The sequence below is a fragment of the Methylobacterium sp. 275MFSha3.1 genome (assembly GCF_900108435.1).
Taxonomy (GTDB): Bacteria; Pseudomonadota; Alphaproteobacteria; order Rhizobiales; family Beijerinckiaceae; genus Methylobacterium.
Window position 1 is genome coordinate 143,875 of the sequence record NZ_FNWP01000015.1, and the last position, 14,592, is coordinate 158,466.

The following is a 14,592-nucleotide window of genomic DNA, read 5'->3' on the forward strand; positions in this document are numbered from 1 at the left end:
GGGACGCTACGACGGCGCGGCCCGGTCGCGCCAGTGTGCAAAGGTGCAACGCTCGTGCGCCGGGGCCGGATGTTCCCCCAGGAAGGTTGGCCGTGCGGATTGATCCTACCCCGCGCGTCGCTACATGCGCGGCGTGACCGCCCCGCCCCTGCGCCTCGGCGCGCTGCTCATCGCCCTCGCCTGCGCGCAGCCGGCCGCGGCCGCCCCGTCCGAGGGGGCGACCGAGACCGTCGAGCAGGCCCTGTGCCGCCTCATCGACGACTCGGCCAAGGCCCGCGGCCTGCCGGTGCCGTTCCTGACGCGCCTGATCTGGCGCGAGAGCAGTTTTCGCGTCGGGGTGGTGAGCCCGGCCGGCGCGCAGGGCGTCGCGCAGTTCATGCCCGGGACCGCCCGGGAGCGCGGCCTCCTCGACCCGTTCGATCCCGAGCAGGCGATCCCGCACGCGGCCCACCTGCTCGCCGACCTGAGGACCCAGTTCGGCAATCTGGGCCTCGCCGCCGCGGCCTATAACGGCGGCGCCGCGCGGGTGAGCAAGTGGCTCGCCGGCGACGGCGGCCTGCCCGCCGAGACGCGGGCCTACGTGGCCAACATCACCGGCCAGCCGGTGGACGACTGGCGGACCGGCCCCGGCAAGGCGATCGAGTTCCCGGAGGGCGGCGCGCCCGCCAAGTCCGACGGCAAGTCCGAGAGCAAGTCCGAGAGCAAGTCCGAGGCGAAGGGTCAGAAGGACGCGACGGACCAGAAGGAGGCCAAGGGGGAGGCCAAGAGGGAGACCAAGCCGGAAGCGCCGCAGACCTGCCTGCAGGTCACCGCCAGCCTGCGCGTCCCGTCGCGCGGCGACCGCTTCGCCCTCGGCCTCAACGAGGGGCCGGCCGCCCCCTGGGGCATCCAGCTCGCCGGCAACTTCTCCAAGGCGCTGGCGCTGCAGAGCTTCAACCGCGCGCGGAGCGCCTACGCGGGGGTGATCGGCGAGGTGCGGCCGATGATCATCGGCACGCGCCTGCGCAACCGCGGGACCCGCGCCTTCTACCGGATCCGCATCCCGGCGCAGAGCCGGCAGGCGGCCGACGACCTGTGCGGCCGCATCCGCAAGGTCGGCGGCGCCTGCTTCGTGCTGCGGACCTGATTTTTCGTGATCCGCCCCGAGAGCGTCATCAATCCGCCCCGAGGGCGGTGCGGTATGGCCCGGTCGGGACAACCGGATGGGATATGACACGTCTCCTCACCGCGCTCGCTAGCCTCCTCTGCCTCGGGCTCGCCGCGTTCGGCTTCACCGCTGCCTCGCCGCTCGCGCTGTTCGACGCGATCGGCCCGCGCGATCCGGGGGGGCGGCTCGCCGCGAAGGACCAGCCCTTCGGCGAGGGTCCGCGGCGGCGGCTCGACGTCTACGTTCCCACCGCGGGCGCCGAGAACGCGCCGGTCCTGGTGTTCTTCTACGGCGGCTCCTGGCAGAGCGGCGCCAAGGACGACTACGCCTTCGTCGGGCACGCCCTCGCGGCGCAGGGCTTCGTCACGGTGCTGCCCGATTACCGGCTCTACCCGGAGGCGCCGTTCCCCGGCTTCCTCGAGGACGGCGCCGAAGCCATCGCGTGGGTGCGCGACAACATCGCCGGATACGGCGGCGACCCGCGCCGCATCGTGCTCGCCGGCCACTCGGCGGGCGCCTACAACGCCGTGATGCTCGGCCTCGACCCGCGCTACGTGATCGCCGCCGGGGTCGATCCCAAGGTGATCAAGGCCGTCGCCGGCCTGTCCGGCCCCTACGACTTCCTGCCGTTCGACCAGGACACCACCGTCAAGGTGTTCGGCAAGGCGCCCGATCCGGAGGCCACGCAGCCCGTCGCCTTCGTGGGCCCTCTCTCGCCCCCCGCCTTCCTGGCGACCGGCGACGCCGACACCGTGGTGAAGCCGCGGCACACGGTCAGCCTCGCCGCCAAGCTGCGGGCCGAGCACGTCCCGGTCCAGGAGCGGCTCTACCCGGGCCTCGACCACAAGGACACGCTGCTGGCGCTGTCCGTCACCTTCCGCTCGAAGGCGCCGGAACTGGCCGAGATGGCGTCCTTCCTGATGCGGCAATCCGCCGGCCGCTCGCAGTACACGATGCGGCGCTGACCCCGCCTGGATCGCGTCAAGGTTATCGCGCGATCGCGGGGTGCAACATCTGATTTTCCATCGCCCCGCACCTGCGGGCCGCTAGAATGGTCTCGGCCGCGCGGCGCGGCCTCGCGGTGGAACGGCATGGCTTCTGCGGACGCGGCGATCGGGATCCCGGCCGACGGGCGGCAGCGCGGCGTCGCGGGCCGCGACGTGCCGGACGTTCTGCGCGTGCTCCTGAATGGGGCCGTCTTCGTCCTGCTCTGGAACCACGTCTGGCTGAAGGACCTGTCCGACCGGTCGATGCTCGCGGCCTCCGAGGACGGCAGCCTGCTGACGCAGATCCTGTTCCTCAGCGCCGGCGCCGCCATGGCGGCGGCGATCCACCGGATCGGCGTGCGCCACCTCCGCCCCCTGGTGACCCGCCCCCTCGTGCTCTGCGCCCTCTGGCTCGGGGCGACGGCGCTGCTCTCCGTCGAGCCGAGCCTGTCGCTGCGGCGGCTCGCGCTCTTCGCCATCGCGGCGATGCTCTCGGCGGGCGTGCTGATCGTGGCCCGCTCGCCCCGCCAGCTGGCGCTGACCATGGCCGGGTCCGCCCTGGTCATCGTGCTCGCCTCCTACCTCGCGGTCGCCTTCGTGCCGAACCTCGCGATCCACTCGGCCTTCGACGTCAATTCCGATCCGAGCCATCCGGGCCTCTGGCGCGGGATCTTCCCGCAGAAGAACGAGGCCGGTGCCGCCATGGTGATCCTGGTGATCGTGGGCCTCTACGTCGCCAGGGTGGCGAGCCGCGTCCTCGGCTGGGCGATCGTGCTCCTGGCAGCCGGGTTCCTGGTGGCGAGCGGCTCCAAGACCGCGATCCTGCTCCTGCCGGTGATCCTCGCCGTGACCGGCCTGTGCCAGGTCCTGACCGGCGGGTTCCTGCGCCGCCTGCTGCTCCTCGGCCCGGTGATCGGGTTCTCGCTGATCTCGATCGGCTCGGTGCTGGCGCCGCCGTTCCAGGAGGCGGTGGGCTCGCTGCTCACCGACGCGACCTTCACGGGCCGCAGCGAGATCTGGCAGTTCGCCATCGACAACATCGCGATCCGGCCCTGGCGCGGCTGGGGGATCGGCGCCTTCTGGATGACTGAGCGGACCATGTATGCCGGCTCCGAGGCGCTGACCTGGGTCAACACCGTCGACCACGCCCACAACGCCTATCTCGACACCGCGCTGATCGGCGGCCTGCCGTTCCTCGCCCTGACCGTGGTGGCCTTCGTGCTCGCCCCGGTGCGCGACCTGCAGCGCGTGGCCGGCGGGACGCGCCTCGACGCGGAGACCATGCTGTTCCTGAGGCTGTGGTTCCTCGGGCTGGTCTCGGCCTCCTTCGAGACGGTGCTCTACAACGGCAACAACGCCACCTGCTGCATGTTCATGATGGCAGTGTTCGGCCTGCGCCTGCGCACCCGCTACGCCGTCGCGGCGGGCTGAAGCGCCCCGGGCGCCCGGACATCACGCGCCGGCCGCGGAAGGCCGCGCGTCGTGAGCGTACCCGTCCCGGCCTGCCTCCTCGAACGTCTCCGTCCCCCGTCCGCGAGGCTTCTGTCCGGTAGCGGACGGCAACAACTTGTCCGGGAATTTGTTGGTCGGTATTCGCGCGGAGATTCTGCATGCCTGGCAGGGCTCGTTTCGCTTGGACCGACGTGACGTTCGCACTGGGCGCGAGTGCCCTGTGCGCGCTGTCCCTCTTCGTGGCCCACTAGCCAAGGGGCCGCGGCGGGGCGTCCCGTCCCGCCGCAGCGTCGAGAGTCCCGCGCGCCGCGACATCCGTCCGCGCTGTGGGCCGGCCGCGGTCAATCGGGCAGTGCGAAGACCAGCAGCGCGTCGCCGGTGCCGAAGCCCGACGCCCTGGTGAACGAGGCACCGCCCGCCGCCACCGCGACGTACTGCTTGCCGTCCAGCGCGTAGGTCATCGCCGGCCCGCTGATGCCGGCCCCGCACTGGAAGCGCCAGAGAATCCGGCCGTCCCGCGCGTCGTGGGCGTCGAGATGGCCGTCCTCCTCGCCCGAGAAGACGAGCCCGCCGGCGGTCGCCAGGGTGCCCCCGGAGAGGCGGCTCGCGCCGCGCACCGACCACGCGATCCGGCCGCCGTCCGCGAGATCGACGGCCGTGAGCGTGCTGAAGGACGGCTCGCCCCTGGCCTCCCCGGTCTCCGTGTAGCGGATCTCCGGACGCCCCGCGGCGGCCGGCACGGTCTTCACCGTGTAGGTCGTCGCCCCGTGGCGGACCTGCACGTAGGCGCGCGTCCCGTCATAGGCGGTGGGCGGCCACGAGACCGCGCCGAGCGGGCCGGGCGCCACCACGGTGCCCTGCGGGGTCGGCGGCGCGAACAGGTTCTTCTGCTCGATCAGCGGGGCCGAGCGCGCGAGCAGCTTCCCCGTGGCGCGGTCGTGGACGTAGATCCAGCCGGTCTTGCTCGCCGAGGCCACCGCCCTGGTGCCGCCCGGCATGCCCAGCAGGAAGGGTGGCGCGGCGACGTCGTAGCCCCACTCGTCGTGCGGCACCTGCTGGTAGTACCAGCGCAGCTTCCCGGTCTTCACGTCGAGGGCGACGAGGCACATCGTGTAGAGATTGTCCCCCGGGCGCGACAGGCCGAAATTCTGCGGCGCCGGGTTGCCGGTGCCGAGGAAGATCAGGCCGAGATCGGGGTCGTAGGCGGGCGTCATCCAGAGGGAGCCGCCGCCCACCCGCCAGGCGTCGCGGTTGGCGGGCGCCGCCGCCTTCTCGGCGGCGATGTCGCGGTGGAGTGGCGTGCCGTCGGCGGTCTTCTCCACGAAGCCGCCCTCCCAGCCCTCCGAGGGCGTCACGTACCAGCGCCATCGTTCCTCGCCGGTCCTCGCGTCGTAGGCCGCGAGCCAGCCGCGCCGCCCGTATCCGCCCTCGATGCCGACCACCGAGCCGCCGTCGAGGCCGCCCGCCTCGTCCTCGATGTGGAGGCCGTAGCCGGCGCCGGTGACGCCGACGATGACGAGCCCGTCGGCGACGAGCGGCGGCATCTTGAAGCCGAGGCGGCTCGAACCCTGGACGGGCTTGCCGCCGAGGGTCGCGGCCAGGCCCGAGGCGGTCTCGGTCTCGCCCTCCTCCGGGCGCACCGCCTCCTTCTCCCAGACGATCCGGCCGGTCCTAGCGTCCAGGGCGATGAGCTGCCCGTCCATGGTCGCCTCGAAGACGAGGCCCCCCGAAACCGCGACCCCGCGGTTGGAGGGCGGGCCGAAGATCTTCTCGGTGCGCGGCTTGTGGGTGTAGGTCCAGAGCGGCTTGCCGGTCTTCGCGTCGAGGGCGGCGACGTTGTTCTGCGTCGTGGAGACGTAGAGGGTGCCGTCCACCATCACCGGCTGGGCCTGGAAGTAGCCGGTGACCCCGGTCTGGAAGATCCAGGCGGGGCGCAGCCGGCCGACCGTGTCGCGGTTGATCTGGGTCAGCTCGGAGAAGTTGCGGTTGCTCGGGTCGTGCCCGAAGGCCGGCCAGGGCGTCTCGGCGGCGGAGGCCGAACCGAGGGAGGCGGTTCCGGCAAGGCAGGCCAGCAGGGCGGCCCCGATCCATCGCGACAAGGTTGTGCTCCCGTGTGCGGCGCCTGTCGCGCCCGAACAGGTCTTCTCGCGACTCGGCCTCACGCCTGCCGCCGGGGCGCCCCGTCGAGCTGCGCCGGCGTCGCCTGGGCGCCCATGGCCCGGGCCATGTCGGCGGCGCTCTGGCCGGAGGCGTCGCGGCGTTCCGGGTCGGCGCCGTGCTGGAGGAGCAGGTCGACCATCTCGGTGCGGTCGAACATGGCCGCGGTCATCAGCGCCGTGCGGGTGCCGTCGCCGGTCCCGTCCACCGCGGCCCCGTGCCGGAGCAGGAGCTGCGCGACGGCGAGGTCGTTCTTGAAGGCCGCGCCGGCGAGCGGCGTCTGGCCGCGGTCGTTGGCGAGTTCCGGGTCGCCGCCGGCCTCCAGGATCACCCGGGCGGCCTCCGCCTGTCCGTTATACGCGGCGAGCATCAGCAGGCTGTCGCCCTTGTCGTTGCGCAGGTTCGCCGGCAGCCCCTGCCCGAACAGGTCGGCGAGCTCCTCGGCGTGACCCATCCGCGCGTACTGGAAGACCCGGCCCGCGAAGGCCAGGGTCTCGTCGTCGAGGGTCGGGGGCGGGTTCGTCTCTGAGGCCATCGCGTGCTCATCACTCATCGCGGCTGATCTGGGCCGCTGCGGCATCGACGTCCAGCGGCCGGGGGAACAGTTTCGTCGCCTGGCTCGTTCCAGCCGCCTATCCGGGCCAGGCCCGGCGTCTCCGGAGCGCGACGATGCCCCGACCGTTTGAGCCCTACGCCGACGCGCTGCGCACCGCCCGCGAGATCGTGCGCGAGCAGGCGGGGACCGTCGTCGAGGCGGCGGTCCGCGCGGATTCCCACGCCTACGACGAGGCCTGCCACGTCCTCGTGGTCCGGATCGCGCAGGCCATCGTCGATGCCGGCGAGGCCGGGTCGGGACACGGCCTCGGCCGCGGCAGCGAGGCCGCCTGAGGTCCCGGCGGCCGGGTTAGCCCCGCCGTCGCCCACCGCCGCCCTTGTACTTGGGCTTCTGACCGCCGAGCCCCTGCGTCGAGCGCGGCTTCGGCCGCTCCTGCCAGACCGGCGCGAGGCCGCCCACCGGCAGCTCCCGGTCCGTGCCCGGGCCCATATTGTCGAGGTCGGGCTTGGCGATGCGGCTGCCCCCTGCCCCGCGCGGCGGCTTCCGGCCGAACTTGCCGGCCTCGCGCTCCACGTCGCCCTGCCGGGCCATCGGGTCGTCGGAGACCAGCAGCTCGGTCGCCTGGAGACGCTTCAGCTCGTCGCGCAGCCGCGCCGCCTCCTCGAAGTCGAGGTCGGCGGCGGCCGCCCGCATGCGCTTCTCCAGGTCCGCCATCACGGCCTTGAGGTTGTGGCCGACCGTGATGGCGTCCTTGGCGAGCCCGGTATCGACCTGCACGTGGTCGCGCTCGAACACGCTGCTGAGGATGTCGGCGATACCGCGCTTCACGCTCTGCGGCGTGATCCCGTGCTCGGCGTTGTAGGCGAGCTGCTTGGCGCGCCGGCGCTCGGTCTCGGCCATCGCCCGCTCCATCGAGCCGGTGATATTGTCCGCGTAGAGGATGCAGCGCGCGTCGGCGTTGCGGGCGGCGCGGCCGATCGTCTGGATCAGCGAGGTCTCCGAGCGGAGGAAGCCCTCCTTGTCGGCGTCGAGGATCGCCACCAGGGCGCATTCCGGGATGTCGAGGCCCTCGCGCAGCAGGTTGATGCCGATCAGGACGTCGAAGGCCCCGAGCCGCAGGTCGCGGATGATCTCGATCCGCTCCAGCGTGTCGATGTCGGAGTGCATGTAGCGCACCCGCACGCTGTTCTCGTGCAGGTACTCGGTGAGGTCCTCGGCCATGCGCTTGGTGAGCGTGGTCACGAGGGTCCGGTAGCCGGCCTGCGCCACCTCCCGGACCTCGCCCAGCAGGTCGTCGACCTGGCTGCGGGCGGGGCGCACCTCGATCACCGGGTCGACGAGGCCGGTCGGGCGGATGACCTGCTCGGCGAAGACGCCGCCGGTCTGCTCCATCTCCCACTTGCCGGGCGTCGCCGAGACGTGGACCGTGATCGGCCGCATCGCGTCCCATTCCTCGAAGCGCAGCGGCCGGTTGTCGAGGCAGGAGGGCAGCCGGAAGCCGTACTCCGCGAGCGTCGCCTTCCGGCGGAAGTCGCCCCGGTACATGCCGCCGATCTGCGGCACGGTGACGTGGCTCTCGTCGGTGAAGACCAGGGCGTTGTCGGGCAGGTACTCGAACAGGGTCGGCGGCGGCTCGCCCGGCTTCCGGCCGGTGAGGTAGCGCGAGTAGTTCTCGATGCCGTTGCAGGCGCCGGTCGCCTCGATCATCTCGATGTCGAAGGTGCAGCGCTGGTCGATGCGCTGCGCCTCGATCAGGCGGCCCATCTTGGTCAGCTCCTCGATCCGGCCCTTCAGCTCGTGCTTGATGCCCTTGATCGCCTGCTGCAGCGTCGGGCGCGGCGTCACGTAGTGCGAGTTGGCGTAGACCTTCACGAACTTCAGTTCGGAGATGGTCTTGCCGGTGAGCGGGTCGAACTCGACGATGCTCTCGACCTCGTCGCCGAACAGGCCGATCCGCCAGCCGCGATCCTCCAGGTGGGCCGGCCACAGCTCGATCGAATCGCCGCGGACCCGGAAGGTGCCGCGGGCGAAGTCGGACTGGATCCGCTTGTACTGCAGGGCCACGAGGTCGGCGATGAGCTGGCGCTGCTCGATCCGCTCGCCGAGGGAGACCGTGAACGACATCGCCGTGTAGGTCTCGACCGAGCCGATGCCGTAGATGCACGAGACCGAGGCGACGATGATCACGTCGTCCCGCTCCAGCAGGGCGCGGGTGGCGGCGTGGCGCATCCGGTCGATCTGCTCGTTGATCGAGGATTCCTTCTCGATGAACGTGTCGGAGCGCGGGACGTAGGCCTCGGGCTGGTAGTAGTCGTAGTAGGAGACGAAGTACTCGACCGCGTTGTCGGGGAAGAACGCCTTGAACTCCCCGTAGAGCTGCGCGGCCAGCGTCTTGTTGGGCGCCAGGATCAGGGCCGGACGCTGCGTTTCCTCGATGATCTTGGCCATCGTGAAGGTCTTGCCCGAGCCGGTGACGCCGAGAAGCACCTGGTCGCGCTCCAGCGCTTGTACGCCGCCGACGAGCTCGGCGATCGCCCGGGGCTGGTCGCCGGCCGGCGTGAACTCCGACTTGAGCGTGAACCGGACGCCGCCCTCGGATTTCTGCGGCCGCTCCGGCCGGTGGGGCGTCCAGGTCTTGCCGTCCTTGAACAGCGGGTTGCCCTCGGTGAGCAGCCGCTCGAGCGCGCTCACCGTCGCCGAGGCGCCGCCGTCGCCGCCGGGATCCGGCAGATCGGCGCCCTCCGGCGCGGGGCCGTCCTCGGGCGGCGTCAGGCCGAGCGCCTGCGCCAGACGGGGGTCGACATCGGCCGCGTCGCCGAGCGCGTAGCCGGCCTGGGGTGCCTCCGCGAAGCCGTCGCGGGCGATCTCGGCCCTCCGGGTTGCGGCCGCGGGCACCCCGTCCTTCGGGTTGCCCTTCCTGCCCCCCGCCTTGCGGCCCGGCCGTGCCGGCGCCTCGGGGGGCGGCTCGACGGTGGCCGGACGGTTCCGGTTGAGCGCCGGGTTCAGAAGCTCCGCCAGATAGGTGTCCAGGGGCTTCAGCTCGGGCTTCGACGCCTTGGCGGACGTGGCCGTCACGGAGGCGGCGCGCGGTTTCTTCGGTGCGGGCATGAGAACAATATGGGCCCGGATCGCGCTCCGAGAAACCCTGCGCGGGTGCGGTTTGACGGCTTTCGTCCGCCGCCGGCCATGCCGAGGGCCGGCCGCGGAGCGCCGTGGCGTTCCACTAAAGACGGTGTGGCGAATACAACCGATAGGTAGAATTCACCCGGGGGCGAACTCGACCGCGGTCCCGGATGCTGAGAAGATCGGCATGCGCGCGCGGAAATCGGCTTGCGGTGGGCCGACCCCGTCGATACTTTGCGGTGCAAAGTGGGGTGTGCGGCATGCTGCGGCCGGGGGCTTGAGGCACATGCAGGACCTGGACAAGGCGCTGGCCGACATCGTGGCCATCCGCTCGCAGATCGCCCGCGACACGGCGTTCCGCGGCTTGGGCGCGGCGACGGTCGCCGGCACCGGCGGCCTCGCGCTCGCCTGCGCGGCGGGGCAGGCCCTGTGGCTCGGCGATCCCGCGGCGCGGCCGGGCCTGTTCTTCGGCCTCTGGATCGCGGCGGCCCTCGCGGCCTTCGCGATGATCGGCGTCGAGGCGGTCCGGCGCAGCCGGCGCCTGCATTCCGGCCTCGCCGACGCGATGGTGTGGAACGCCATCGAGGTATTCCTGCCGGCCGCGGGCGCGGGAGCCTGCCTCGCCCTGGTCATCGCCCGCTTCGCGCCCGGCGAGGTCTGGATGCTGCCGGGTCTCTGGCAGGTTCTGGTCGGCCTCGGCCTCTTCGCCTCGGCGCGGATCCTGCCCAGGGCGGTCCAGGGAGTCGGGGCCTGGTACCTGCTCGCCGGCCTCGCCGTCCTGGCGGTCTCGGCCGAGACGCGGGCCCTGTCGCCCTGGACGATGGGCCTGCCCTTCCTGTTCGGCCAGGCGTGGCTGGCCGGGATCATCCATCACGGGGCCCGGGCCTTCGATGACGACCGCTGACCGTTCCGAGGGGCGCTTCTCCTACGAGGGGCTCGACAGGATCATCCACGAGCGGGCGCGCCTGAGCGTGCTGACATCCCTGGTGGCGCACCCGAAGGGGCTGCCCTTCCCGGATCTCAAGCGGCTGTGCGGGCTGACCGACGGCAATCTCAGCCGCCACCTGGCCGTTCTGAGCGAGGCGGATCTGGTGAGCCTCGAGAAGCGCTTCGCGCAGAACCGGTCGCAGACGATCTGCCGCCTCACGGCGGTCGGGCGTCGGCGCTTCATCGGCTATCTCGGCGTGCTGGAGCAGGTGGTGCGCGACGCCGCGGAGGCGGCCGAGCGCGGCCCCGAAGCCGGTGTCCGCGGCCTCGATCCGGCCACGAAAACGGCGTGAGACCGCCCGTCCCGCCGGGAATGTTAATCCCGTTTCGATAGACCTCTACGCCACGCCCATGCCGGGAGACTTTACGATGCAAAGCGAAGCGGTGCCGGGAGCCCTGCACGCCGCGATCATCATGGACGGCAACGGGCGCTGGGCGACGCAGCGCGGCCTGCCGCGGCTGGCCGGCCACCACCGGGGCGTCGAGGCGATCCGCCGCACCGCCGAGGCGTGCCCGGATCACGGCATCGGCACGCTCACGCTGTACGCCTTCTCGGCGGACAACTGGCAGCGGCCGGTCGAGGAAGTGGGCGGCCTGATGCGGCTCCTGCGCTCGTACCTGCGCAACGAGACCCAGCGCCTCGCCCGCACCGGCACCCGTCTCAGCGTCGTCGGTCGGCGCGACCGTCTGCCCGACGGCATCCCCCAGGCGATCGCGGCCGCCGAGGCTGCCACGGCGGCGGGGACCCGGCTGCATCTGCGGATCTGCGTCGACTACTCGGCCCGCGACGCGATCATCGCGGCGGCGCAGCGCCTCGCCGGCGAGGAGCCGACGCGCGAGAGCTTCGGCAAGCTGGTGGCCGGTCCGATGCACGGCTCGCCGGTGGATGTCGACCTGCTGATCCGCACCGGTGGCGAGCGCCGCCTCTCCGACTTCATGCTGTGGGAGGCGGCCTACGCCGAGCTGCTGTTCACCGAGCGGATGTGGCCCGATTTCGGACCCGACGACCTCGCCGAGGCCGTGGCCGAGTTCGGCCGCCGGGAGCGCCGGTTCGGCGGCCTGAAGGCGCCGGCCGTCCCGGCCGCCGCCTGAGGCGGCTTGACGCGCGCGCGCCGGCGCGCAGAGGGTCGGCGGCATGACCGAGACCCTCGCCCATCGCCGCGTCCTCCTCGTCATCGGCGGCGGCATCGCGGCCTACAAGGCCCTCGACCTGATCCGGCGGCTGCGCGAGCGGGGCGCCAGCGTCTGTCCGGTCCTGACTGCGGGGGCCCAGGAATTCGTGACGCCGCTGGCGGCGGCCGCGCTCGCGGGTGAGCGGGCGCATACCGACCTGTTCGACCGGGCCTCCGAGGCCGAGATCGGCCACATCAAGCTCGCCCGTCAGGCCGATGCCGTGGTGGTGGCGCCCGCGACCGCCAACCTGATGGCCCGCATGGCCGGCGGTCACGCGGCCGACCTCGCGACCACGGTCCTGCTGGCCACGACCCTTCCGATCCTGATCGCGCCGGCCATGAACGTCCAGATGTGGGCGCACCCCGCCACCCGCCGGAACCGCGCGGTCCTGGAGGGCGACGGCGTCCGGATCGTCGGGCCGAATGCCGGCCGGATGGCCGAGCCCGAATCCGGGCCCGGCCGGATGGCCGAGCCCAACGAGATCGCCGACGCGCTGGAGCGGATGCTCGGCGCCCCGAGCGGGGACAGGCCCCTGGCCGGCCGGCGCGTGCTCGTGACCTCGGGCCCCACCCACGAGCCGATCGACCCCGTCCGCTACATCGCCAACCGCTCCTCGGGCCGCCAGGGCCACGCCATCGCGGCCGCCGCCGCCGCGGCCGGCGCCGCCGTGACCCTGGTCTCCGGGCCGGTGTCGCTGCCCGACCCGCCGGGCGTCGCCGTCGTGCGGGTCGAGACCGCCCGGCAGATGCTGGCCGCCGTCGAGGCGGCGCTGCCGGCCGACATCGCGGTCTTCGCCGCCGCGGTCGCCGACTGGCGCCCGGAGCAGGAGGCGGGCAGCAAGAAGATCAAGAAGGACGGCACCGGGCCGGCGCCGATGCCGCTGGTCGAGAACCCCGACATCCTCGCCACGATCGCGCGCCGGCCGGCCGGGCGCCCGCCCCTCGTGGTCGGGTTCGCGGCCGAGACCGACACGGTGGTCGAGCACGCCCGGGCGAAGATCGCCCGGAAGGGCTGCGACCTCATCGTGGCCAACGACGTGTCGGCCGAGGGCGGCGTCATGGGCGGCGTCGACAACACGGTGCACCTGATCCGGCGGGACGGCGCCGTGGAGACTTGGCCGCGCCTCGGCAAGGACGAGGTCGCCCGGCGGCTCGTCGCCCATTTCGCCGCGCTTCTGGCCGGCTGAAGCGGCGCCCCCCGAGAGGGACGCGAGACCCCTCGGACGGCGCGCCGTTCCGAGCGTGAGTGTCTTTGCGCACAGGGAAGATAAAAGTGTTTCTGCAACAAATCCGCGTCCGATCGATTGGTGACTGAGAATATCTGCGCTTGTGCCCGACCATTATCCGGTCGTTTTGCAGATAAATAATTCGGAAGGGGAAATTTTAAGACATTTCGGTGCCTGCGACCGCCCGCATTGTCCCGGATGTGCGGGGAAAAACTTGCTATAATCTGGTATGCCCGGCCGATCGGGCGACCGGAGCCGAGGCACGATGCGCGTAGGGGACCTGTCCATCCGGACGACCATGAGCCTCGTCCTCGTCGTCATGGCCACGATCATGCTCGGCTTCGCGACGGGCACCGTGCGGGAGGCGCGGCAGCACGCCGCCGAGGCCGAGCGGGTCATCGCGCTGGTGCGGGCGAGCCGCGCCCTCCTCCAGACGCTGAACGTGACCCGGTTCGAGCGGGGCGCGACGCTGCAGTTCCTCGCCGCCGCCGAGCCCGTCGAGGCCGAGACCCGCGCGTCGCTCTACGCCGACCGGCAGCGGGCCATCGCGGGGCTCGCCGCGGCCCAGCCGCTCCTCGACGGTTTGGAAATGCCCGCCGTGGCGGCGACCCTCGGCCGGCTGCACGAGGCGAGCGGCCGCCTCGATCGCCTCCGGCCGCGGGTCGACGCCGCCCTGGACGTGCCGGGCGCGCGTCGCGACGGCGCGGTGACGGCGGAGGCCAGGGCCGCCCTCCAGGCCATGCTCGATGCCCTGATCGCCACGAGCGACGCCGTGGACGCCGCGATCCCGCTGTCCGACGGGCTCCTCCGGCGCGACCTCGCCCTGAAACGGGCGGCGTGGGCGACCCGCATGGCCAACGGCGCCGTCGCGCTGCGCGTGCAGACGTCCCTGGCCGCCGGGGCGTCCTGGTCGCTCGACGAGACCGTCGCGGCCGCCGAGGAGCGGGGACGGCTCGACGCGGCCTGGAACTCGGCGATCGAGGCCGCGGCCGAGGCGTCCGGGACGGTCCAGGCCGCGTTCCGGCGAGCCCGGGAGAACAATTTCGAGGGCGCCCCCCTCGCCCGCCGGCGCGCCGTGGCGCAGGCCCTGGCTCGCGGCGCGCCGCCGGGCCTGACGCTCGCCCAGGCGCGCAAGCTCGACACGCCAGAGCAGGTGACCCTCGTCGACCTCGCCTTCGTCTGCCTCGACGAGATGGTCGCGCGGGCCGAGGCCCTGTCGGGGGCGGCGCGGAGCACCCTGTGGCGCGACGGGGCGGCCCTGGTCGCGACCCTGCTGCTCGTCGCTCTCGGGCTGCTCGCCCTGTTCCGCGGCGTGCTCCGGCCGATCCGGCGGATCACGGCGGCCATGGAGGCCCTCGCGGCCGGGGATTCCGCCGTTGCCGTCCCGGGCCTCCGGCGGCGCAACGAGATCGGCGCCATGGCCCGCGCCGTGCAGGTGTTCAAGGACAACCTGATCCGCACCCGGCAGCTCGAGGCCGAGGCCGAGGCGGCGCGGCAGGACGCGGCGCGTCAGCGCGGCCTCGCGATGCGGCAGGTCGCCGACCGCTTCGCCGACGCCGTCGGCGGGATCGTCGCGCAGGTCTCGACCGCGGCGGCCGGCCTGCAGGCCACGGCCCGCGGCATGACGGAGACCGCGGCCGAGACCGCGGGGCAGTCGACCACCGTCGCGGCCGCGGCCGAGGAGGCGGCCAGCAACGTCGGCACCGTGGCGGCGGCGGCCGAGGAACTCGGCGCCTCCGTGCAGGAGATCGGCCGGCAGGTCGACGGCTCGGCCGGCCTCGCGCGG

Annotated in this window: 12 protein-coding genes; 9 read left to right on the top strand and 3 right to left on the bottom strand. The window is 72.7% G+C overall.

Annotated elements, in window-relative coordinates:
• Positions 1 to 124 precede the first annotated feature (124 nt).
• From BLW78_RS18930 to BLW78_RS18940, 3 genes are all read left to right on the top strand, one after another.
• The gene (locus BLW78_RS18930; RefSeq protein WP_091681379.1) at positions 125 to 1,126 is read left to right on the top strand and encodes a lytic transglycosylase domain-containing protein; all 1,002 of its coding nucleotides are present in this window, start codon (positions 125 to 127) and stop codon (positions 1,124 to 1,126) included.
• A gap of 83 nt (positions 1,127 to 1,209) precedes the next feature.
• Entirely contained in the window at positions 1,210 to 2,112 is a 903-nt protein-coding gene (locus BLW78_RS18935; protein WP_042674716.1) for an alpha/beta hydrolase, read from the top strand.
• A 126-nt stretch (positions 2,113 to 2,238) separates the two neighbouring features.
• Positions 2,239 to 3,564, top strand: a complete 1,326-nt coding sequence (locus tag BLW78_RS18940) for an O-antigen ligase family protein (RefSeq protein ID WP_091681381.1) — start codon at positions 2,239 to 2,241, stop codon at positions 3,562 to 3,564.
• A gap of 362 nt (positions 3,565 to 3,926) precedes the next feature.
• On the opposite strand, the gene BLW78_RS18945 is transcribed toward BLW78_RS18940, so the two are convergent.
• Entirely contained in the window at positions 3,927 to 5,660 is a 1,734-nt protein-coding gene (locus tag BLW78_RS18945) for a pyrroloquinoline quinone-dependent dehydrogenase (protein ID WP_244526983.1), read from the bottom strand.
• 83 nt (positions 5,661 to 5,743) lie between these two features.
• Complete coding sequence (locus BLW78_RS18950; RefSeq protein ID WP_091681385.1) at positions 5,744 to 6,277, bottom strand: ankyrin repeat domain-containing protein; 534 nt, start codon at positions 6,275 to 6,277, stop codon at positions 5,744 to 5,746.
• A 134-nt stretch (positions 6,278 to 6,411) separates the two neighbouring features.
• Here BLW78_RS18950 and BLW78_RS18955 point away from each other — a divergent pair, with 134 nt between their 5' ends.
• Positions 6,412 to 6,630, top strand: a complete 219-nt coding sequence (locus BLW78_RS18955; protein WP_042674712.1) for a hypothetical protein — start codon at positions 6,412 to 6,414, stop codon at positions 6,628 to 6,630.
• Between the two features lie 16 nt (positions 6,631 to 6,646).
• On the opposite strand, the gene uvrB is transcribed toward BLW78_RS18955, so the two are convergent.
• Complete coding sequence (gene uvrB, locus BLW78_RS18960; protein ID WP_091681387.1) at positions 6,647 to 9,406, bottom strand: excinuclease ABC subunit UvrB; 2,760 nt, start codon at positions 9,404 to 9,406, stop codon at positions 6,647 to 6,649.
• A gap of 301 nt (positions 9,407 to 9,707) precedes the next feature.
• Here uvrB and BLW78_RS18965 point away from each other — a divergent pair, with 301 nt between their 5' ends.
• From BLW78_RS18965 to BLW78_RS18985, 5 genes are all read left to right on the top strand, one after another.
• Positions 9,708 to 10,325, top strand: a complete 618-nt coding sequence (locus BLW78_RS18965) for a hypothetical protein (RefSeq protein ID WP_020093612.1) — start codon at positions 9,708 to 9,710, stop codon at positions 10,323 to 10,325.
• Positions 10,312 to 10,701 (top strand): transcriptional regulator, encoded by a 390-nt coding sequence (locus tag BLW78_RS18970; protein WP_091681389.1) that lies wholly within the window; start codon positions 10,312 to 10,314, stop codon positions 10,699 to 10,701. Before BLW78_RS18965 ends, BLW78_RS18970 begins: the two co-directional genes overlap by 14 nt.
• Before the next feature lie 76 nt (positions 10,702 to 10,777).
• Positions 10,778 to 11,500: a di-trans,poly-cis-decaprenylcistransferase gene (locus BLW78_RS18975; protein ID WP_091681391.1), complete on the top strand. Its 723-nt coding sequence runs from the start codon at positions 10,778 to 10,780 to the stop codon at positions 11,498 to 11,500.
• Positions 11,501 to 11,543: 43 nt separating this feature from the next.
• Positions 11,544 to 12,767, top strand: coding sequence for a bifunctional phosphopantothenoylcysteine decarboxylase/phosphopantothenate--cysteine ligase CoaBC (gene coaBC, locus BLW78_RS18980; RefSeq protein WP_091681392.1), 1,224 nt, complete (start codon positions 11,544 to 11,546; stop codon positions 12,765 to 12,767).
• A gap of 304 nt (positions 12,768 to 13,071) precedes the next feature.
• Positions 13,072 to 14,592, top strand: a 1,521-nt coding sequence (locus tag BLW78_RS18985; protein ID WP_091681402.1) for a HAMP domain-containing protein, incomplete at its 3' end; no start/stop codon positions are given.

Excerpts from the sequence above, each read along its gene's own strand:
- BLW78_RS18930 (WP_091681379.1), top strand. The coding sequence starts at position 125 with ATGCGCGGCGTGACCGCCCCGCCCCTGCGCCTCGGCGCGCTGCTCATC.
- BLW78_RS18935 (WP_042674716.1), top strand. The coding sequence starts at position 1,210 with ATGACACGTCTCCTCACCGCGCTCGCTAGCCTCCTCTGCCTCGGGCTC.
- BLW78_RS18940 (WP_091681381.1), top strand. The coding sequence starts at position 2,239 with ATGGCTTCTGCGGACGCGGCGATCGGGATCCCGGCCGACGGGCGGCAG.
- BLW78_RS18950 (WP_091681385.1), bottom strand. The coding sequence starts at position 6,277 with ATGGCCTCAGAGACGAACCCGCCCCCGACCCTCGACGACGAGACCCTG.
- BLW78_RS18955 (WP_042674712.1), top strand. The coding sequence starts at position 6,412 with ATGCCCCGACCGTTTGAGCCCTACGCCGACGCGCTGCGCACCGCCCGC.
- uvrB (WP_091681387.1), bottom strand. The coding sequence starts at position 9,406 with ATGCCCGCACCGAAGAAACCGCGCGCCGCCTCCGTGACGGCCACGTCC.
- BLW78_RS18965 (WP_020093612.1), top strand. The coding sequence starts at position 9,708 with ATGCAGGACCTGGACAAGGCGCTGGCCGACATCGTGGCCATCCGCTCG.
- BLW78_RS18970 (WP_091681389.1), top strand. The coding sequence starts at position 10,312 with ATGACGACCGCTGACCGTTCCGAGGGGCGCTTCTCCTACGAGGGGCTC.
- BLW78_RS18975 (WP_091681391.1), top strand. The coding sequence starts at position 10,778 with ATGCAAAGCGAAGCGGTGCCGGGAGCCCTGCACGCCGCGATCATCATG.
- coaBC (WP_091681392.1), top strand. The coding sequence starts at position 11,544 with ATGACCGAGACCCTCGCCCATCGCCGCGTCCTCCTCGTCATCGGCGGC.